Source organism: Cryomorphaceae bacterium 1068 (genome assembly GCA_027214385.1).
Classification (GTDB): domain Bacteria; phylum Bacteroidota; class Bacteroidia; order Flavobacteriales_D; family Cryomorphaceae; genus JAKVAV01.
On the sequence record JAPVXR010000003.1, the window covers coordinates 111,871 to 133,387 of the forward strand.

At 43.0% G+C, this 21,517-nt stretch carries 17 protein-coding genes; 12 read left to right on the top strand and 5 right to left on the bottom strand.

Going from position 1 to position 21,517, the window contains the following annotated elements:
• The first annotated feature begins 391 nt into the window (after nt 1-391).
• The 4 genes from O3Q51_05545 (at nt 392) to O3Q51_05560 (ending at nt 3,196) form a co-directional block, all read left to right on the top strand.
• On the top strand, nt 392-961 hold the full coding sequence (locus O3Q51_05545) for a hypothetical protein (GenBank protein ID MCZ4408261.1): 570 nt from the start codon (nt 392-394) through the stop codon (nt 959-961).
• A 226-nt stretch (nt 962-1,187) separates the two neighbouring features.
• On the top strand, nt 1,188-1,463 hold the full coding sequence (locus tag O3Q51_05550; GenBank protein ID MCZ4408262.1) for a hypothetical protein: 276 nt from the start codon (nt 1,188-1,190) through the stop codon (nt 1,461-1,463).
• A gap of 198 nt (nt 1,464-1,661) precedes the next feature.
• Nucleotides 1,662-2,033 (top strand): BlaI/MecI/CopY family transcriptional regulator, encoded by a 372-nt coding sequence (locus O3Q51_05555; GenBank protein ID MCZ4408263.1) that lies wholly within the window; start codon nt 1,662-1,664, stop codon nt 2,031-2,033.
• Nucleotides 2,030-3,196: a M56 family metallopeptidase gene (locus O3Q51_05560; GenBank protein ID MCZ4408264.1), complete on the top strand. Its 1,167-nt coding sequence runs from the start codon at nt 2,030-2,032 to the stop codon at nt 3,194-3,196. Before O3Q51_05555 ends, O3Q51_05560 begins: the two co-directional genes overlap by 4 nt.
• Nucleotides 3,197-3,736: 540 nt before the next feature.
• On the opposite strand, the gene O3Q51_05565 is transcribed toward O3Q51_05560, so the two are convergent.
• From O3Q51_05565 to O3Q51_05575, 3 genes are all read right to left on the bottom strand, one after another.
• The gene (locus O3Q51_05565) at nt 3,737-5,353 is read right to left on the bottom strand and encodes a hypothetical protein (GenBank protein MCZ4408265.1); all 1,617 of its coding nucleotides are present in this window, start codon (nt 5,351-5,353) and stop codon (nt 3,737-3,739) included.
• The gene (locus tag O3Q51_05570) at nt 5,341-5,988 is read right to left on the bottom strand and encodes a hypothetical protein (protein MCZ4408266.1); all 648 of its coding nucleotides are present in this window, start codon (nt 5,986-5,988) and stop codon (nt 5,341-5,343) included. The genes O3Q51_05565 and O3Q51_05570 overlap by 13 nt, the downstream gene beginning before the upstream one ends.
• A 460-nt stretch (nt 5,989-6,448) precedes the next feature.
• The gene (locus O3Q51_05575) at nt 6,449-6,985 is read right to left on the bottom strand and encodes an energy transducer TonB (GenBank protein MCZ4408267.1); all 537 of its coding nucleotides are present in this window, start codon (nt 6,983-6,985) and stop codon (nt 6,449-6,451) included.
• A 282-nt stretch (nt 6,986-7,267) separates the two neighbouring features.
• Between O3Q51_05575 and O3Q51_05580 the strand changes: the two genes are divergently transcribed.
• Nucleotides 7,268-8,383, top strand: a complete 1,116-nt coding sequence (locus O3Q51_05580; protein ID MCZ4408268.1) for a serine hydrolase — start codon at nt 7,268-7,270, stop codon at nt 8,381-8,383.
• Nucleotides 8,384-8,521: 138 nt separating this feature from the next.
• Nucleotides 8,522-9,265: a peroxiredoxin gene (locus tag O3Q51_05585; protein MCZ4408269.1), complete on the top strand. Its 744-nt coding sequence runs from the start codon at nt 8,522-8,524 to the stop codon at nt 9,263-9,265.
• A gap of 260 nt (nt 9,266-9,525) precedes the next feature.
• Here O3Q51_05585 and O3Q51_05590 read toward each other — a convergent pair whose 3' ends face one another.
• Nucleotides 9,526-10,419 carry a class I SAM-dependent methyltransferase gene (locus O3Q51_05590; GenBank protein MCZ4408270.1) on the bottom strand — a complete coding sequence of 298 codons (894 nt, stop codon included), beginning with the start codon at nt 10,417-10,419 and terminating at the stop codon, nt 9,526-9,528.
• A 299-nt stretch (nt 10,420-10,718) separates the two neighbouring features.
• Between O3Q51_05590 and O3Q51_05595 the strand changes: the two genes are divergently transcribed.
• The 3 genes from O3Q51_05595 (at nt 10,719) to O3Q51_05605 (ending at nt 13,632) form a co-directional block, all read left to right on the top strand.
• Nucleotides 10,719-11,348 carry a leucine-rich repeat domain-containing protein gene (locus tag O3Q51_05595; protein ID MCZ4408271.1) on the top strand — a complete coding sequence of 210 codons (630 nt, stop codon included), beginning with the start codon at nt 10,719-10,721 and terminating at the stop codon, nt 11,346-11,348.
• Between the two features lie 295 nt (nt 11,349-11,643).
• Entirely contained in the window at nt 11,644-12,756 is a 1,113-nt protein-coding gene (locus tag O3Q51_05600) for a serine hydrolase (GenBank protein ID MCZ4408272.1), read from the top strand.
• Nucleotides 12,757-12,888: 132 nt separating this feature from the next.
• Nucleotides 12,889-13,632, top strand: a complete 744-nt coding sequence (locus O3Q51_05605; protein MCZ4408273.1) for a peroxiredoxin — start codon at nt 12,889-12,891, stop codon at nt 13,630-13,632.
• Nucleotides 13,633-13,777: 145 nt separating this feature from the next.
• On the opposite strand, the gene O3Q51_05610 is transcribed toward O3Q51_05605, so the two are convergent.
• Nucleotides 13,778-14,626 (bottom strand): hypothetical protein, encoded by an 849-nt coding sequence (locus O3Q51_05610; protein ID MCZ4408274.1) that lies wholly within the window; start codon nt 14,624-14,626, stop codon nt 13,778-13,780.
• 455 nt (nt 14,627-15,081) lie between these two features.
• Here O3Q51_05610 and O3Q51_05615 point away from each other — a divergent pair, with 455 nt between their 5' ends.
• The 3 genes from O3Q51_05615 to O3Q51_05625 all read left to right on the top strand — a co-directional run bounded on the left by O3Q51_05615 (nt 15,082) and on the right by O3Q51_05625 (nt 21,503).
• Nucleotides 15,082-16,092, top strand: coding sequence for a hypothetical protein (locus tag O3Q51_05615; protein MCZ4408275.1), 1,011 nt, complete (start codon nt 15,082-15,084; stop codon nt 16,090-16,092).
• 141 nt (nt 16,093-16,233) lie between these two features.
• Entirely contained in the window at nt 16,234-17,058 is an 825-nt protein-coding gene (gene prmA / locus O3Q51_05620) for a 50S ribosomal protein L11 methyltransferase (GenBank protein MCZ4408276.1), read from the top strand.
• A gap of 2 nt (nt 17,059-17,060) precedes the next feature.
• A complete protein-coding gene (locus O3Q51_05625) occupies nt 17,061-21,503 on the top strand; it encodes a hypothetical protein (GenBank protein ID MCZ4408277.1) in 4,443 nt (1,480 codons plus the stop codon).
• Nucleotides 21,504-21,517: the final 14 nt, after the last annotated feature.

The following is a 21,517-nucleotide window of genomic DNA, read 5'->3' on the forward strand; positions in this document are numbered from 1 at the left end:
GAAAATTTGAGTGCATTATTGCGAAGAAAATTGTCTGTTCGGAACGCTCACTAATTAAATGGCTCTGAAATTCAAAGGGCCTTTTTTATCATTTCATCGTAGCCTATCTTTTTACATTTCTTTCGGGATGGGATCAAACTTAGTCTGTATTCCAAATCAATCTTTGCTGTGCTGGCGCTAGTTTGAATGCGGATGATTTTTTGAAGGTGGTTGAGGCTGCCAGGTAGTTTCAAAGCGCAGGATTACAAGTTCTTTGGAGCGAAGACAAAGGATCAAGGAAAAAAAGAAAACACCTGAGGTAAAAGAGAATCCCTGCTACGCAGGATTACAAATCCTGCGTAGCAAAAGTATTGAATAAGCTATTTCAGCTTATACTTACCTTGGACCCGTGATGAAATTGAATGTTAAGTTGATCATCAGCTCGGTACTTCTATTGCCCAGTATCCTGACGTGCTTGGATATATTAGTGATGTGGACGTTTGGTACTTATTTTTTAGCGGGATTCGAAATTCGCAATTCCACCGATGAGACTATAAGAATAACTCCATATAGCGAGGGGTACGGTGAGAGCAACTATGTACAACTGCCTCTCTATTTTAGTCGATATCCTTTCTTGATATCCTCATGGAGAATAGCTGATTTTGAAATGGAGCCAAAGGATAGCAAGTGGTTTTTGTATGATGATGACGATGCGTACTTGGAGGGAATTATTATCGAGCGGCAAGACGGTGAATACTTAGATATGCCTGCAGTTTATGAAGATGGGAGAAACTATATTGAAATAGAAAACATTTCGGAGTTGAATGGTGCCACCCCTGAACTAATCACGCTGACTCAGGAGGGGATTTTCTGGAGAATAGTGTGGATCAACATTGTTCTTCTGATCGGACTGTTAAACATACCCTATTTCGTTTACCTCGTTCGGAAGAAGAGAAAACAACGTAGGAGCAAAGCTGATTGATAATTCTATCCCTTTCCCGAGCTACTCAGGATTCACCTTTGTTAAGATTACTCATTTACCGCTTAGTGGCAACTCTGAAGTATCCAAGCTGATTTATAAGAAACACCCCATTCTCAATTCTACTTAACTCGCCTCTAAGTGAACATATTGCAGTTTGAAATAGGTGCGACAATTTACATGTCGTTCGTGGCGAAAAAATCTTTATTCAGTCAAAACCATCCTTTCCTTGACTAAAACAGAACTTTTTTTGGTCAAAGCGAACCTTTTTTTAGTTGAAAAAATTCTTTTTTTACCCAAAGCAGACTTTTTTTTAGTCAAAGCCAGTCCTTCTTTAGTCAAAGAAGAACTTTTTTTAGTCAAAGCGAACCTGTTTTTAGTCGAAGAAAACCCTTCTTTGCCCAAAACGAACATTCTTTTAATCAAAGCAGAACTTTTTTTACCCAAAACCAACCTCTTTTTGGTCGAAAAGAATTATTACTCAGTCAAGGCCAAACTTTTTTGAGTCAGTACAAACCTTCTTTTGACTCGAAAAAGATACTTTTCATCCAAAGCATTATTCTCTATTTTCTTGTAAACAAAGCAAGTTTTACGACTGCTTGTACGTATTTGAAGCTCCACAATTCCAAATTAACATAGCTCTACATTTGTAGAGTAAAAGTATTATTCTACATTTGTAGAGCAGAAACGACATTCTTAGAAAATGAAATTATCAAAAGCAGAAGAACAGGTTATTCACCATTTGTGGAAATTGGACAAGGCCTTTATGAAAGACCTCATTCAAGAGTACGAGCCACCCAAACCTGCTACGACTACCATTGCTACCCTGCTAAAACGAATGAAGGACAAGGGCTTTATAGATTACGAAGTGCAAGGCAATTCCAGACAGTATTTTGCGCTGATCAATAAATCAGATTATTTCAAAGGTCAATTCAGCGGAATGCTCCAGAACTTCTTCGGCAATTCTGCGGCGCAGTTTGCCTCGTTTTTTACCAAGTCAACTGATCTAACCCAAAAAGAGCTGGAAGACCTTCGCGAAATCATAGACCAAGAAATAGCCAAAAAGAAGACATGATCCTCTATCTCATAAAATCAACGCTATGTCTTGGTTCGATTCTAGGCATCTATTACTTGCTTTTGGAGCGGGAGAGCATGCATCACTTTAAGCGGTTCTTTTTGTTGAGTGGTCTGGGGTTTTCATTCTTGATTCCACTCATCACCATCGGGCAATCCGAGTATATGATTGACACATCCGAAAGCGGACAGTACCTAGTAGAAGTACTCTCCGGCAATGCAGCAGCGTCATCTGCATCACCTAAATTTGATGTGTCATTGCTATTTTCTGTATTGTATTTGCTGATTACCGTTGTGTTCTTGGTGCGATTCATCGTAGGGATAGTCGCGCTTATTCGCAAAGCAAGGCAAAACAGAAATATCCCCTTCAAAAACGCTACTCTGGTACTAGTGAACGAGCGCATAGTACCATACTCTTTTTGCCATTATATTTTCATTGCCCATTCCGATTACTTGAGCAAGGAGCTTGAGCCTGAACTGCTCACGCATGAATTGACGCATGTTCGCCAAGGCCATTCTCTTGACATACTGGCCATAGAGCTTTTGCGCATCGTATTTTGGTTTAATCCATTTCTCCCTTTCATGAAGCGAGCTGTTCAAGCCAATCATGAGTATTTAGCTGATCGGGAAGTAATTAATTCACATCAAGGCGTTGCACATTATCAGCGCTTACTATTGGATAAAGTAGCAGGCAAAACGAAGATTCACCTTACCAGCAATTTCACATACAGGCTCACTAAAAAACGATTGAAAATGATGACAAAATCAACAGAGAAAATGCGTGCACGGTTTTTTATTTCGGCCACTTTGCCCCTCATGGCAGCGTTGGTTCTACTCTTCGGCAAAACAACATTTGCGCAAGATGACAGCACGGCTAGTGACGCAGAGCTGAGATCATCAATCGACAGCTATTTTAAAGATGCCACCTTCGTATGTTCAGACGGTGATGGGCCGAAAGTCTACAAGCCTTATCAGGCTCTTACTGAAGCCGAGAAGGGCAAAATTCCACCGCTTCCACCTTCGCCACCAAGTCTGGATGGTTCTGCAACTGCAATTAGCCCTTTGCCAAAAGGCACGGTCGTACAGTTGACGGAAGACGGACAGGTTAAGATTCTGAAGAACGCTGCCGTTCCGCCACCGCCGCCTCCTCCTGCCAAAAAGTAGCGAGCTCAACCCTTTTTCAATCTGTAGATTATTCCACCCGCTTATCCTGGATTACCTCCTATGTGGCCGATCCATAAATGCCTGAGATTATAACTGCTGCTTAGGATTTACTTGCTTCGCTGCATGAGAACGCTGCGCTAATTAGCAACCCTGTGTAATTTACAGGTTTATTTTGCTCATGGAGAAAGCCTTGGGATCTCCAATTGCTAAAAGGGCCATTATTAAACCGACAAAGGTATTTTCACTCGAGGAAAAAGGTTATTCACACATCACAAGAAAAAGATCACAAGACACAATGAAGCCTTTAATCAATTAAAGAAAGGGTTCAAGTAGGGCAATGATGGACCTGAAAGAAAAAAAGAAGACGATCATATGAGGCGTTAAGGTCTTCGCGTAAGGAAAGAAGACATTCATTCGCCGCACTAGACGCATCTAGCAGCAAAAAAAAGTGTTTGGCTTAGGCCTGGTAGAGTAACAATTCGCTTTTGTTCAGGTAAATGCCTTCAGGAAAGCTCAAGAACAGATGGATGCAAGCTAAAACTAGAGGTCGATAAACCCAAATCGGTACCGCTTGCCGCCATTGTTCATCGTGGCAAGAACCACTAGGTCTCCTTCTAAAGAAAAGAAAAACGGAGTGGTCAGACTCATTTCAAAAACGGCACCGCGATGCAAGTTCAACAGAGGCAGTCCATACTTTCGGTTAGGGTAAGCCAACTCACCGTTAGGCTCAACGACCCGCATAAAAGTGGCGTAGCCCGTCTTTTCATCAAAGGCTTTTTTCTTCACGTACTTGGTGCCATCAGGTTCGGTCCACCCCGCCGGGGGGATACTCGGTAGAGAAAGCCTCGGGTTGCTCCAAAGTATGAAGAGTCGATCCTCTTTAAAATGATAAACAAATGAGCCGTACTCATCTACTTCGTACTTGTTTCTCAGGGTTTGGTCTTTCTTAAAGCATTGCCACCAGATGGTCTCACCATCGGATGCATCCAAGTTGAGAACTAAGAGGTCGTCATAGTATCGCTCATACTGATACTGCAGGGGAGAAGTGCCTTCTATGGTGCTGCTTCTCGTCGTCAATTGCTCCATCAGAATGAGCAGATTGCCATCTTTTCGAGCCAATACATCCTTGATGTAGAAGTCTTGAAGCTTTTCTTCTTCCGGATCGTCTACTGTTTTTCTGAACAGCAAGTAGCCTGCCAGTAGTTCGGCATCCCATGTGCTGCGAAGTTGTGTCTTTTGCTCCAGACCCTTGTTCAGTGCAAAGTACCAGTAGCCGTCAAGGTGCTTTTTAAAACTTGACTCCTTCTCAGTGTAGGTCGCAAATAGATAGAACTCCCCGTTAATGTTCGTTCCCATCTTGTGATCGAGCACGGCTAAGCCCTCGAGTCCTTCAACTTGGTACTCTTGCCATTTCGTATCGACAGAGTACGAGTAGAGATAGTAATACCAGCCCTTCGCATAGGTCTTTTTGAATAGAAAAGCCCTCCCGTTGTTATCCACTACTACATTATGGTGCAGAGCTTTGGAAGATTCTATGGAATACTCGTGATCGTAGGTCCAGTCAATACTGAAATCATCAGTGTCAAAACAAGTCAGCCGCATTTTTTCCATCGTCTTTTTGACGAATGGCTGCTCGGAAAGGAGTACGAGCTTTTGCTGGTTCTCAGACAAAAAGAAATTGAAAAATCCTCGATTCCCCATTTTTTTAGCAGGAATAATGTCGAGATCCTTCATGTGCTTGAGTTCTCCCGAGAGGCTCAATTGACTTACGGACAAGGTGTGTTTGCCTGTGGATTTGTTCCAGTGAGAAATAAAGGCGAAGATTTTTCCATTGGCTACCAAAATATCTTCGATGTCGTAAGAGTCGCCCATCACACCTCCGTTAAACTCAATGGGTACGGTGCTTTGAAGCTTGAGTTCGGGCGAGTACGATTCTATCCAATAAAAAGAGGTGAACGTCTCGTTGGTGTACTTTCTGAGGAGTACAAAACCTTGTTGATCGAGTACAAGCAGCTTGTCAATGCGTCTTTCCAAATAATCATTGGTAGCGGGTTCGCCCCAATGGTACGCAGGCTCTTGTCCAAAACAAAACTGACCCAAGTGCATCGCAAGGGTCAGTAGGAATAGCCGTTTTACAGTCGTCATTACTCTTTGCATTGAGCATTGTATTCGTCAATAATCTTTTCGAACGCAAGCATTCCGTATCCTTTTTCACCTTCCTCTATTTTTTTCGCAAGTTCAGGGTTCGCAGCAACGAATTCTGCCATTTTGCTCTTAAACTTGAGGCCAAATTGATCGATAGACTTAGGTTCATTGGTGCCCGCTATATTGATCACCCACACCGGTGGATATTTCCGCTTGTTGAATTCCTCATCAGTTTCATTTTCTCCTTGTTGCATCACCAAATAATTGTCTGCTCTATTGTACCAGACATATTGATTGATGCAGCCTTCCTTGATTAATAGATTCGCACGGACAGGCTTTTTGAGTAATCCTCCGGAGTAGCTGATGCAGTGATACACCTTATCTGCCACCTTGTATTCTTTAAGATCGGCAGTCTTATATTTTTCTTTGGTCTTCTTGTTTCCTTTTTCACCATAGAATACTACTTCATTTTGCATGGTGTACCGATTGTTATAGGTGATGAAGCCTTCTTTCTTGGTTCCGTCTTCTTCAATAACGTATCCCGGGTATTCTTCACCGTATCGGTATACGTCCGTGCTCCAGTCTTGGGCATTGGCATAAACAGCAAAACAGAAGATAAAGGATAAAATGGCTATTGTTCTTTTCATGGTTATCAATTTGCGTCGAAAATACGTTTAATGAATAGACCCCTGTCAGATTTAACATTTTTAAGAATATCAACATGCACAAGAGTGAAAACAGGGCACTAAATAGGATCATCCGCTACGAGATATTGACACTACTCAGCGGCTCTGCAGACTTTCCCTCACTGCGCCTGTTGCTGACACCACTCCTCAGGGTTTGCTTATGGTAAGAGCGCTCTCCCGTGGCTTAGTGCCCCTCATCAAATGAAATCTTCTTATTCACAGTTACTTCCTTCAAAGCTTTGCTCTCTATCCAAATCTTCTAAGGTGCTGCCATTGTAATTCCATATGATGTAGTTGTAGCGGCAGTCACACTCTTCTTCGGACTTTTTCAGATCTTCGGTGCAAAGGGCATAAAACTTTTTCTTCCCTTTTTTACTCCAATACGCTGAAGGTTTAGGCCGAGAATATCGGTCATGCTCTGTCAGACTAAAACGATTGGCAGGTTGTACTGAACGCGTACTTTTTTTCCTCTTTGCATCCCGGGGTTCCAATCAGGCATGCGTTCTATCATAGCTATGGCAATACTATCCAGGTCGGGATGTAAGGATCTGAGAATTTTGGTTTCGGTTGTCCTACCGTCTTCATCTACTACAAAGGTGACGTAAATGGTTCCTGATACATTGGCTTTTTCGGCTGATTCCGTGTAGCGAATATTGTCACTCAAATACTTACTCATAGCTTCACGGCCACCATTGAAGTAAGGCATCGACTCGACGATTGTATAAGTGGTTGGTTCATCTTGGCTGTAAACAATTGCCACTCCAAAAAACAAATAGACAAGAGTGATTAAAGCTTTTAAAGGAACAGCTGTCTGCCGAGATTTAAGTTCAGGAAGTTTCATCATATACCTCAATTCAATTGCTGAGCGTTGCAAAGCTATATATTCTTGTTTGTCCTGCCGCGGAGATGGGCAATGCTGCATCAAGTCGTTTCCGTATTTCTCTGTACTTATTTGCATTTGGTTAAACCGCTCCTGAGTCGCTTAGCGGTCACTCTGAGGCTTCCCGAATCACAAACTATGTGTCTCTTTTCCTTTGATGAATGTGGTGTCAAAAAAAAGTCTTCTTTGACATCAAAAAGATCTTTCTTGAAGTCAAAAAAACCTCCCGTAGGACAAAAAATCTTTTTCAGCAGTCAAAATCAACTCATTTGGAGTCAAAGTCAGGCTTTTTTGTAGTGAGTTAAGTCTGTTTTTGATAATAAAAACGATTTCTTTAGCTGGTCTAGTAAACCCTTCATAATGACTACCCGATTCAAATTTACTATATTCTGCTTGCTTTGTACTGCTATTTGGGCAAAAGCCCAGTCTTTCGAAAATAGCTTAGAGGCCTTTTGTGATTCCGTCCACGAGGCCAATCCCTCTTCGGTGGGAATAATGGTACATGTCGAATCCCCTCAACGGAATATTTCATTTAGCACGGCCAGCGGAGTTTCGTCAAAAGATGTCCGCACAGACTTGAATCCTGACCAGCCCGCCTTATTGGCCAGCAATACCAAAACCTTTGTCTCAGCAGCCATCTTGAGGTTGGTCGAGATGGGGCGCTTATCGGTAGATGATCCTACAGGCCTTTTGCTTTCTGAGAAAACGCGAACGCTTTTTGAGGGTGGGGGATACGACTTGAATGCCATCAAGGTGAAGCACTTAATGTCTCATACCAGTGGTGTGCGGGATTATGTCGATGAAGAATACATCAACTTTGTAGATCAAAACCAAGGCTATAGGTGGACCCGCGACGAGCAATTGGAAAGGAGCATCGCGGCCGGAGAGCCTCTTGGAAATCCTGAATATACCTTTAGCTATGCTGATGCGAACTATCTTTTGCTTACCGAAATCATCGAAGGAATAACCGAAAAGCCATTTTACACAGCCATGCGTGAGCTTCTGCGCTATGAAGATTTGGGATTGAATAATACATGGATGCCTTCGCTTGAAGAAAAACCCAAACAAACCAAGACCTTGGTGTACCAATATAACGAAAGCTTGGGTTGGGATTCTTACGAGGTAGATGTATCCGCTGATTTATACGGTGGTGGTGGAATAGCATCCACCACAAGCGACTTGGCCAACTTTGCGTACAAGCTTTTCCATTGCGAAATCGTGGAGGATACGACCACATTCAATTTGATATATACGAAGATCCCCACTCAGGACACCGTTCCAAGCCATTACGGTTTTGGATTGACTCGTTACGATGTTTCAGGATATACCGCTTATGGACATGGCGGTTTTTGGGGAACGAAGGTGATCTATATCCCAGAATTGGATACTTCCATTGCTGTATTCGTTCTTGAGCGTGACCGTCGCAGTTTGACATCGGGAATAATCGATCACATTATTGGATTGTTGGAAGACTAGCGTTAAACTGAAAACACAATCTCATATTAAGACAAGAGCATTATCTCTACAGCGTTTGCTAGTGTAACTGTTATCACAAAGAATAAGCATGGCTCAATCCACCTTTGAGTAGGATGAAAATTCCTTAAAACAAAAGCCATGGAAGATACACGCGAATATGAAGTAGTCAGCATGCCCAGAATTGGCGATGCTGCTCCGAAATTTGAAGCTGTAACCACACAGGGAGATATCACTTTCCCCGATGATTACAGTGGTAGTTGGGTAATACTTTTTAGCCACCCTGCTGATTTTACCCCCGTGTGCACCTCAGAGTTTATGACCTTCGCTACGATGGAGGAAAAGTTTAATGAAGCCAATTGCAAACTGGTGGGACTTTCTATCGACGGACTCTACAGTCACATTGCATGGTTGAGGACCATCAAAGAGAAAATAGAGTACAAAGGGATGAAAGACGTGGAAGTGAACTTCCCGTTGATTGAGGACATCAAGATGGATGTAGCCAAGAAATACGGAATGATTCAACCCAATGAAGACTCTACAAAAGCGGTGAGAGCGGTTTTCTTTATCGATCCCAAGGGAATGATCAGAGCGATCATCTACTATCCTCTCAGTCTGGGAAGAAATTTTGACGAACTGCACAGGGTAGTTCTTGCCCTGAAGGCAGCAGATGAGTTTGGGGTAGCGACTCCGGCAGATTGGCGACCGGGCGATGATGTGATCGTAAGCCCCGCAGGATCTTGCGGTACTGCAAAGGATAGAATGGAAGACGGTGAGCTTGACTGCAAAGATTGGTTCTTCTGTACGAAAAAGCTGAGTAAAGAAGACGTGATGAACAAAGTTCTGAACAAAGAGGCGAAAAGACCCAAAGTGAGTTTGAATTAATTCAGCTTACTCCGAATAGATGAAAGTAGTAGATTCGTAGTTAAAGGGTTATTCAGGTTTCGCCTGAAACACAAAAGCCCCCGTCACAGCTGTGACGGGGGCTTTTTTCTCTAACAAACCTAAAAATCTGTAGCTGAAGTACGGATCTAAAAAAGATTAAGTACTGTTATCTATCGGTTGAGGGAAATGCAATTAAAGAAGCATGGACACCTGCGAGAAAAGAAAAATCAACGATCCATCGACTCTCAGTTTGTTTTTGGTCAAGCTTTCTTCTGCCAGTAATAGCCTGAATCATCTATGTTGATCAGCTCTTCTGTGATGCCATGTTTTTCGCGGAAATCGTGAACGGCCTTTTTGCAAGCAGGAATCACGCCGTAGTCGTCAATGATTACGAATCCTCCCGGAGAGAGCTTGTAGTAAAGATTTACCAGGCCGTCCATGGTCGATTCGTACATATCACCATCCAATCGCATAATGGCCAGCTTGTCGATGGGTGCATCGGGGAGGGTATCTTTGAACCATCCTTTCAGAAACTTCACCTTATCATCCAGAAGGTCAAACTTTCTAAAATTCTCTTCCACCTGCTCCTTCGATATGCGCAGTTGCTCCAAGGAGTAGAGGTCATCTCCTGCATCTTCGGGATATTCCTCCACATTCGGTTTCGGTAAGCCTTCGAAGGAGTCAGCTACCCAGACATTGCGGTCTTGCTCGTATATATCAAATAGTGTTTTGGCAAAAATGCAAGCACCACCTCTCCAAACTCCTGTTTCTATAAAGTCGCCCTGTACGTCGTTTTTAACCACACTCTCAATGCAGTACTGAATGTTGTTCAGTCGTTTGGTGCCGATCATGGAATATCCATTGATCGGCCAGCCTAGCCCGTTTTCGCGGAGTCGCTCACCATCACGAATCACCCCTGTGATCAGCATATTTTTCTTGGCCAAGCCATTGATCACTGCATTGACAACAAAGCGCTTGAGAAAATTCGTTTGGCCTGGAGGATAGGGTGTGAGCTGGTATCTGTTCGCATTTCCCTTGTCAATTAGTACGTCTTTGAGCAATGCGATGTGCTTTTGCTGCAGACTTGTGAGGTCGGTTTTCTTTTGAGTAGTAGAGTTGCCATTGGGCGAGGGGGCTGTATCGACTGTGTTCATGAAGAGGTCGTTTTTGAGGTATAAACTTAGCCCATTTATTTTCGGTGTAGGAATGATAAATGACTAAATAAACAGAAGTTTTCACGATGAAATTCACAGTGAGTTGACCGTGTTTCGAAGCACAAGAATATGGAGAGGTAAGATTCCTCAACGCTATTTGCGTCGGGCAGATATTATTCTTGAGTTTTCGGCAAAAGCTTTCCGTACATTTAGAAACAATACCAAACGATTGAGAGTTATATCACCGCAACGAGCGTCCTGATTTTGATTGTTCAAGATAGTTCGTAAAAATCATAAAAATGAAAACCATCCAATATCTTTCTTTTTTGTTTCTACTCGTTCCAATTATGGGAATCTCGCAGGATACAACTGCCACTTTTACAAGTATAGAAGAAGCGTTAAAAACCCCAAATCAAGTCATTCGACTGGATTTGAGTGATCAGGAAATCGACTTTTCTCTAAAGTCTTTGCGCGAGTTTAAAAACATGGAATTTTTGAGTTTGAGAAACGATCACTTGGAGCAACTTCCAATAGAAATCTTGGAATTGGAGCAATTGCGCGTATTGGACTTGAGTGGAAATGACTTCACAGAATTGCCTGAGGAATTCTTTAAATTGAAGAATCTGGAGGAGCTTTATCTCAACGACGAGAAGCGCTTGAATTTTACCCAATCTATTGACGTATTGAGTAAGCTACCCAACCTGAAGATTCTTCACCTCGAAAACGATCACATTTCCGAATTTCCAGAGAATATTTTCAAATTGGAAAAGCTAGAGAACCTGTACTTAAATGACAATGACTTGCACGAGATACCCCAGAGTATTCAAAAAATGAATCAGCTCAAATACCTCGACATTCAGAGAAACCCCATTCCACCCTCTATCCAGAATACGTTCAACCAGAACGGGAATGTTTTGATTCGGTTTTAGGGGAAACCCTGCACTGGGTTTATCCTCGCCTCTCAGGATTTACAACCCTGAGGTTTCCAAATTAAATTACAATAAACACTGAATTCTCAAATCTACCTATCTCGCCGCACGAGTGGATTCATTGTAGTCTAAAAATAGACGCGACGCATAACTCGTCTTTACATCGGGATGAAAAATTCTCTTTTCAGTCAAAACCAATCCTTCTTTAGTCAAAGTCAAGCATTTTTGTATCGAATTAAGTCACCTTTTATCACAAAAAATCGATTTCTTTCGAGCTTTTATCAAACACTCGATAATGAACAACCGACTCAAATTATCCTTCTTCTGCTTGCTGTTCCCGTTTGCTTGGGCTACTGCCCAACCTTTCGAAAACAACTTACAGGCGTTTTGTGATTCCGTCTACAGGGCAAATCCGTCGTCGGTAGGAATCATGGTTCACGTAGAGTCGCCCCAAAGGAATATTTCCTTCAGCATGGCCAGTGGATTTTCGTCAAAAGACGCCAATAATCCCTTAGAACCGGACCAGCCCGCCTTATTGGCCAGCAATACCAAAACCTTTGTCTCCGCCGCTATCTTGAGGTTGGTTGAAATGGGGCAACTGTCAGTCGATGATCCCGTGGGCCCTTTATTCTCTGAGAAAACGCGAACGCTTTTTGAGGGTGGGGGATACGACTTGAATGCCATCAAGGTGAAGCACCTGCTGTCTCAAACCAGTGGAGTGAGAGATTATGTCAATGATGCCTACATCGACTTTGTAGACCAAAACAAAAGCCACAGGTGGACCCGCGATGAGCAATTGAAATGGAGCATTAAGGCAGGAGGGCCTCTTGGCAGCCCTGAATATACCTTTAGCTACGCCGATGCAAACTACCTTTTGCTCACCGAAATCATCGAAAGCCTCACCGATAAGCCTTTCTACACTGCTATGCGCGAGCTTTTGCGCTATGAGGAGCTTGGGCTGAACAAGACGTGGATGCCCTCGCTCGAAGAAAAGCCCGAGCAGACAAAAGAATTGGCACACCAGTACGACGATGACTCCGACTGGGATTCTTACGAAGTAGATGTCTCTGCCGATTTGTACGGCGGCGGTGGTATAGCTTCTACCACAAGCGACCTGTCTAATTTTGCCTATAAACTTTTCAATTATCAAGTCGTGGGAGACACCGCTACTCTTAATTTGATATTCACCGAAATCCCCACTCAGGATACCGTACCGAGCCATTACGGTTTCGGATTGTCGAATTATGAATTTTCAGGACATAAAGCATACGCCCATACGGGGTTTTGGGGAACCATGGTTTTCTACTTCCCCGAATTGGATACCTCTATCGCCGTATTTGTTTTGGAGAGCGAACAAAGTAACTTGGGAAGAAGCATAGTGGATCATATCATCGGAATGCTCGAGTAGTATCCGATCGATTCCATTATCTGTTTCCTTAGGTAAAAATTTGCCATTCGGGAGCATACGTAACCGCTGTCACATTTGAATGCCATGACCTTGCCTACCTTTAAACAGGAAAAATCCCTTAACACAAAAGCCATGGATGAAACACAAGAATATGAAGTAGTGAGCATGCCAAGAATTGGCGATGCTGCACCGAAATTTGAAGCTGTGACCACCCAAGGAAAAATCAATTTCCCTGCTGATTACAGCGGTAGTTGGGTCATTCTTTTTAGCCACCCTGCCGATTTTACTCCCGTGTGCACCTCAGAGTTTATGACCTTCGCTACGATGGAGGAGAAATTCAATGAAGCCAACTGCAAACTGGTGGGACTTTCTATCGACGGGCTATACAGTCACATAGCTTGGTTGAGGACCATCAAGGAGAAAATAGAATACAAGGGGATGAAAGATGTGGAAGTAAACTTCCCGTTGATTGAAGACATCAAGATGGATGTAGCCAAGAAATACGGAATGATTCAGCCCAATGAAGATTCTACAAAAGCCGTAAGAGCCGTTTTTTTCATCGATCCCAAAGGAGTCATCAGAGCGATTATTTACTATCCCCTCAGTTTGGGAAGAAACTTTGACGAATTGTATCGGGTAGTTCTTGCCTTAAAGACAGCCGATGAGTTTGGGGTAGCCACCCCTGCCGATTGGCGTCCGGGCGACGATGTGATTGTGAGCCCTGCAGGTTCTTGCGGAACGGCAAAAGAAAGAATGGAAGACGGAGAACTCGACTGCAAAGACTGGTTCTTCTGCACTAAAAAACTAAGTAAAGAAGATGTAATGAATAAGGTCTTGAAAAAAGAAGTGAAAAGACCTGAGGTGAGTTTGAATTGATGCGAGCTTACCGCAAACGTTTAAAAATTGCAGTTCACTAATTTCAATTGCCGTAAGGCATCACCTGAACTGAAAAAGCCCCCGCCAATACAGTGGCGGGGGCTTTTGTTCTCACGTACTAACTTAAAGTTTTTGCAGCTTAAGTTTAGTTTCTTGACAAAGTCAGGAAGTCATTATCACCTGCGCCGATGTCTTCCAGATCAATAGTCGTAGCTGATGAAGAAGCAACTACCCAATCTTCGTTCAATTCATTGAGTACTGCAGGGCCTTGGAATCCAATGGTCAATTCAATGATGCCATTGTCGATCGTAGAAATCCATTGACCAGTTCTTGATTGTGCATTTCTCTGAGCCGTTACCGATCCGTCAGCGTTAAATGTGAAGCTAACATTGTTGTAATCGTTTGTGTCATTCACTCCGTTATCGGTGAAGTTTGATACGCTCCAAGCACCTCCTGTAGTAAGGTTTTCATTGAATGCATCGAGCTCAGGAGAAGGCTCAACCGGTCCACCACCTGTGCAATCCGTAACTTTTGCAAAAGATAGAACACCCGGGTTATTGTTCACATCTTCAATGAAAGAAGGAGCAGTTCTGTTGAGTGCCACGATGTTCCAATCGTCAGTGAGTTCATTTAACAATGGAATGGTGCCATTAAAGTTCAAGAAGAACTTTTGAACGCCATCATCAAAACCAATAGCCCATTGTCCTGAATAGTCTTGAACACCATTTCGTGCTACAACGGTTCCGTTATTGAAAAATTCGAAAACGAAGTTGCTGTAATCTGAAGTCTCGTCTATTCCTGCTTCTACAAATTGAGTGATTTCATAGCAACTTGATCCCGATCCGGAAGCATTTTTTGGGTCACCCATCGTAGCCTCGTTAGAAGCAGTAGCAGGGGAGTCATCCGTATCTTTTTCACAAGATGTAAAAGCGATGAGCGCAAAGCACATAGCGAAGAACTGAAAAGCTGAAAGAAAATTTGTTTTTGTTTTCATTTTGATTTGTATTAGGTGAAGTGTTTTTGATTTATTGAGACAAAGGAAATATAATGGTCAGTTATGACAATCAGAAATACATCAAAAGAATTTATAATATGTATTGACATATGTTATGTATTGTCTGGAAATATTGATAATACTTATGTTTCTATCCTTTTGCATCAAAAAAATATTTTCACTTTTCATCCCGAATAATTCTTTAGAGTCATTGTGCCGGCAAAAATTGAAGGGGATTTGCATTTCAAATTACCTGAAGTCGGAGGGGATGGTATCTATTTCATTTGACTAATTTCCCAATCGGTTTGAGGGCATTGTTTGGTTTTCTATTAAGTCATTTAAGTGTAGCTATCGCTACAGCTCAAACTCCCCAAGGAGTGTGGGTGACTTCTCATGAATTAAGAGTCGGTACTTATCAGGATTTAAATATTGAGGATCAGCAAATTTTATCTGCTATGAAAAACTACCTGAGTGAAGACTCGGTCTACTCAGAAGGCGGATGGATTTTGATGGCAGATTCAGCCAATCAGATTGAGTTTCTTTCCGACATACGCTCTAGCATGCAAAAGGCAAAACATTCCAAGGATGGCGAGATGCTCCGCTTTGAAAGGGATTCTTTTTACCTCGAGGTAATGAGTGACTCAGATCTCTTATTGACAAGGAAATTCTATGATTCCTTTTGGCATGAATATCACTTCCACAGGCTACCCGATTCTATTTTGGATAAAGAAGATTTTGAATTGGCCTTCCCAAAAACGGGTGCTCATTTGGAACTCTTCGTTTCTGATACCCTTGACAGGAACTATCAATTGGACTTTATCGATGCGAGGCAAGTTGTCATTACAGGTACTAAGGAAGGGATGCCATACACTGTTCGTGGCACATGGCATAGCCGATGGATTGGAAATACTCTCTTTTTCTCCTTTTTCGACAATCACTTTGAGAAAATGCAGCTCTACTTTTTTTACGGAGATTCAGCCAATGCCTTGATAGGTGGCACCTATAATAATGCCGCTCTAATGGGCACTAAACCACCGCAGCTTTATACCACTCTGGCCTCTGCAGAAAGATCTGACAATTCAGAAAAGATTAAAAAAGACATTGTCGGCACGTGGGAGGCGGTTAATGAACCGCTGTTTTACGATCCCGCCATTGAGTTCGGCTTCCTTTCTTACCAGTCTTTTGAAATCACTTTCGATGCCGACGGGAGTTTCAGCATGTTGAAATCGGGTACTGTGCTAAAGTATGGTGATTCCATTCCTCTGGAAGAAGAGACAAGAGGCGAGTGGGAGGTAGGCCCAATGGGAAGATACATTGTATTAACTCCTAAAGATGGTACTCCTTTATACTTTTCAATTGAAAGGGTCAATGCCGAAGAGCTGATTGTATACTCCCTAATGAAAACACTTAGTGAGTTTCCGAATTACAATGTTTTTGAAAACAGAAAGATAGAGCTTAGGAAGTAGAACCTTTAACTTATGCTATATAGGGTTCTGGTTCATCATCTAAACCATCAATACGCCTTTGTGGACAACGCTCAAACCCTTACGCAAAACCAACTCACAATTCTTCCGAACTTCGACCTTTATACCCAACGCTCCCTTTGAATGAACTACTTCGTATACCGTTTTTCGTGCGATCCTTTAAAGCCCACCACCGAGATTCTTACCGCTCAGTTGGCGGGGCTCGGCTTTGAAAGCTTTATCGATACAGAAACGGGAACGGACGCGTATGTTCCCGCTAATTCAGAATCGGAATCAGAGGTGAAAGTCTTGATCGGAACATTGGAAGGCAACGTGAGTTACTTGCGGGAAGAAATTCCCGAGCAAAACTGGAATGCCCAATGGGAAGCCGATTATGAACCCGTTTGCGTAGAAAAGAAATTCAGAGTGCGGGCACCGTTCCATCAAGTCGATCCTTCTTTTGAGCACGACATCTTGATACAACCCCAAATGTCATTTGGTACGGGCCATCACGAAACCACTTGGCTTATGCTCAACGAGATGGAGACCATCGAGTGGGAGGGTCGATCACTACTGGACGCGGGTAGCGGTACGGGAGTGCTGGCTATTGCCGCCCGAAAACTGGGTGCCCATCGAATTCTGGCTTATGACATTGAAGAGTGGGCCTACCAAAATACCCTGGAGAACATCGCGTTAAATAAAATGGAGATGGAGATCTTAAAAGGAGATGTCTCGGTGATCGGCCAATCTACTTTTGGCGTGGTTTTGGCCAACATCAACAAAAATGTCCTATTGAACGATATTCCGCATTTTGCCAAAGCACTCGAACCCAAAGGGTACTTATTCCTAAGCGGCTTTTTCAAAACCGATGTGGATGATTTGGTGGCTTTCGCCGAAAGGCATCATTTGACGAAAGTAGCCGTACAAACCAAGAACGATTGGGCATTAATCAAACTTATAAAATCGTAGGTATGCTGAAACGCATTTTTATCCTCACTCTATTCACAGCACTCTCCCTTCAGGGCTTTTCGCAACTTCGCGAGTTTACCCGCGAAAAGCAAGCCTTCTATGACGAGCTCGAAAAACTACTTGTAGAAGCCGACAAAAAGGAAGGCAAGGCGCTGATGGAAGAAACCTTCGGTCCCTTTTGGCTCAATGGCGACATTTACAATGATGAGCAGAAAGCGAAAATCTACGATGTGGCCGACCTCATGCTCAAGAAGCGATTGCGCCCTTTTCCATTTTACAAGTCGTTCATTATCTCCCTCATGTCTTTTCCAGGGTCACCTCAAGAAGGTGAAGGGTTTGATACATGGGTAGAAATAGTCAAGGTTCTGGAAAATGGCAGCAAGAAAAAGATTGAGGAGTTTCTGACGATGACGGAAGGACTCTTGACGAGCAATACCTTCTACGAATCTCCTTCTACCATTTGGAAAGGAACGAATGCCGGGTGGCAGTTTCGACTGGAAGACAAAGAGTATTTTATCGTTTTTCCTTCTACTGATTTGATCTGTCTTTCGAAAGGAGATAGTTCGGTGATATACGCCACCAAAGGAGTTTTTGATCAGCAAAAAGAAAAGTGGAAAGGTGAAGAAGGGAAAATCACCTGGGAGCGGGCTGCGCTGGACCCCAATGAGACTTATGCCGTAATTCAGCAGCCTTACGAGCTCAACACACGTTCTGCTTTTTTCAAAATTGATTCCGTTCTTTTCTTCAATGGTTTCTTTCAGTATCCGCTTCTTGGTACGGTCGAAGACAAGATTCTGGCCAATGTAACTCCGGATAAAGCGACTTATCCGCAGTTTTCATCTTACGATAAGAGATTGGCTATCGAGAACATTGTAGATAAGGTAGATTACAACGGAGGATTCCGAATGGAAGGGGCCAATCTCCAAGGGTTTGGTTCCAAAAGCGAGCCTGCAACCCTCACCTTCAAAAGAGACAATACTCCGCAGGTAGTTACCTATTCACAGTTTTACACCATCAAGCCCGATGCAGTGGCTTCCCAAGATGCTAAGGTCATCATCCTACTTAATAATGATTCCATCGTTCACCCAAGCCTGCAGTTAAGATTCAAGAATGAAACTCGCCTGCTTACTCTGATTCGGAGCAATGAAGGGCTGAGTAAGTCTCCCTATTTCGATACCTACCACGACCTGGAGCTTTACTTTGAGGCATTCTATTGGAATATTGATGATCCGATTATTCGGATGGGAAATCTCTTCGGAAGTACGGAAACCAGAGCTGCATTTATCTCTTCCAATTTCTTTAAAAAGCAGCTTTACCATGAACTCACGGGAATGGATCGGGTAAATCCCTTATATGCCATCCGGCAATACGCTCGTAAGATCAATGACGAAACTTTTGGAGCCCAAGGACTTTGTGATGATCTGCGTTTCAGGCTGGAAAGCTATATGCCACGCCTGATTGAAATGGCAAACAAGGGATTTATCAATTACGATATCCCTACCCAGACCATTGAGGTAAAGCAGAAGCTCTACGACTACATTGCTGCGGAGGCAGGTAATATCGACTACGATGTGTTGATGTTCAACTCTGACGTGGCTGATGGCGACAATGCGGAACTCAACTTGATCAATTTTGATTTGGTGCTCAAGGGAGTAGATCGGATTCTACTATCTGACTCTCAGCAAGTGGCCATATTTCCAAAAGACGGATTGGTCAACGTGCGGAAGAATCGAGATTTTAACCTAGGAGGGGTTATCCGCTCGGGAAAATTTGAGTTTTATGGAGAGGAATTCGCTTTCGATTACGACAAGTTTCAGATCGATTTGATCACCGTTGACTCCTGCCGACTTTACGTCGAAGACTTCAGGCCTGAATACACCAGCCTGCGCCGTGTAAAGAACGTAATTGAAGGAATCACGGGGACCATTCAAATCGATAACCCCTTCAATAAATCAGGTCTTCAAGAAGAGTTTACCGAATTCCCCATTCTCACGGCTGATAAGGAATCATTTGTTTACTACGACAATGTCAATATTCAGCAAGGGGTGTATGAAAGGAGTGAGGTGTTTTATGAGCTTGAGCCTTTCATCTTGGATAGTTTGGACAATTTTGCTACCGAGCAGGTGGCGTTTAGTGGGCGCTTTGTTTCAGGAGGAATTTTTCCTGAACTCGATGAGAGTCTCAAAATTCAGGAAGACTACTCTCTCGGTTTCGTGCGATCTACTCCTGCAGAAGGTTTACCGCTTTATGGCAATAAAGCAACTTTCAAGAATGACATTGTTGTCAATTACAATGGAATTCAAGGAGACGGACAGCTGGAATACTTTACGGCTACTGCCAATTCGGAGCAATTCACCTTCTTCCCTGATAGTACACGAGGGATTACCAATTCCTTTACGAATACTTCCGTTTCTACGGGTACTGAAATCCCCGAAGCCAATGCCACTGAGGTTGACCTCACGTACCTGCCGCTCGCTGACCAGCTGAGCGCCGAGGTAATGCGCGAGCCCATCAATATGTTCAGTGGTCAGGCTATGGCCAAAAAAGGAACGCTTGATTTAACTCCGAAAGGAATGACAGGAAGAGGAATCGTTGAGTTTTCGGGAGCAGAATTGGAGTCGGATTCCATCCGATACAATTACCAAACCTTCGATGCAGATACCTCCGACTTCCGTTTACTGGCCCTGTCTGAGGCCAATTTGGCATTTAAAACCAATAACGTAAGCGCTCATATTGACTTTGAAAATCGGGTAGGAGAGTTTAAGTCCAATGATGAGGAAACCACGGTAGAGTTCCCTGTAAACCAGTACATCTGTTTCATGGATGAGTTCAAGTGGTTTATGGACAAAAACGACATCTCTCTCGAAACCTCTCGAGAGATGGCCTCTGACTTCGTAATCGATACCGAGCTCGATATGAGTCGTTCTAACTTTTTTAGTATTAATGAAGATCAAGACTCGCTCAACTTCATGTCGCCAAAGGCAATCTATGATCTTGATACATATACTATCACCGCCGATCAGATACCTTGGATCCGCGTGGCTGACGCTAAGATTACACCAGATAGTGGGCGGGTGGTTATTCGCCGAAGAGCGCAGATGGACGAATTGGAAGATGCTACCATTTTGGCAAATTTCATCACGCAATACCACACCGTACAAAGTGCCACTGTCAAAATCAATTCGAGATTCGATTACAAGGCTTCAGGTCAGTACGCTTATGTGGATGAAAACAAACTGGAACGACTCATAACGTTGGAGTCCATTGGAGTCGACACCTCCCTTCAAACGGTAGGTTCGGGTAAAATCCTATCCATCGATGAGTTTTTCTTAAGTCCTCATTTTGAATACCAAGGAACGGTGAATTTGAAGTCGAACGATAAGTTCCTCACCTTCGACGGAAGTACGAGAATCATTCACGACTGCGACAGACTGGCTCGAAACTGGATGAAGTTCAATTCCATCATTGATCCTGAGAATGTCTTAATCCCTGTAGATACACTATTGACAGATGATAGAGGAAACCCCGTTGAGGTGGGCCTAATGGCCGAGAAAGACCCTTACATCGTATATGGAACTTTCCTTTCGGATAAAAAAGACGATACGAACGAAAGTATCGTGACCTCAAGAGGATTTTTGAAATTCAACAAAAAGGATCAGACTTACGAGGTAGCGGCTACTGACAAGCTGAATCAGAATTCCCTTCCTGGTAATTACGTCTCTCTGAAAAAGGGAAGCTGTGCATTGACCGGTCTGGGGCGATTGGATTTAGCCGATGATTTGGGGCAAGTTGGCCTTGATGCTCTGGGAGAACTCAATTACGATCCGGTTAATGATAAAGTAGTGATTAACTCATCGATAGCGCTCAACTTCTATTTTAGTAGTTCAGCCTTAGATGAGATGCTGAAATACCTCTCCACGGTTTCGGATCTCAAACCGGTAGATTTTACCAAATCGAGGTATGAGTATGCCATTAGAGAGCTCATGGGGCTCGAAGCTTCTGACAAAGTCATCTCTGAGTTGAGCTTGAGCGGAACCATCAAAAAAGTTCCTGATGAGTTGAATAAGACCTTCTTTATTTCAGATGTTAAAATGGTTTGGGACCCTGTAATGGAGTCATTTATTTCGGAAGGAGACATCGGAATTGCTGCTATTGGTAAGGATCAACTTTTCCGTAAAGTACCGGGTAAATTTGTAGTGGAGAAAAAAGCTAGTGGAGATGTAATGCACCTTTATCTTGAAGTAAATGATGCCAATTGGTACTACTTTACGTACAAGAGAGGAGTGCTTCAATCATACTCCGGTAGCAAGGAATTTAACGCGATTCTTCTGGAAGAAAAAGAAGACAAGCGAAAGCAAGCAGGCGACAAAAAAGAAGACAATTACCTATATATGTTGGGATCAAAAAGCAAGCGGAGTATATTCTTGGATCAATTCGCATTTTAAGATCAACCAAATTA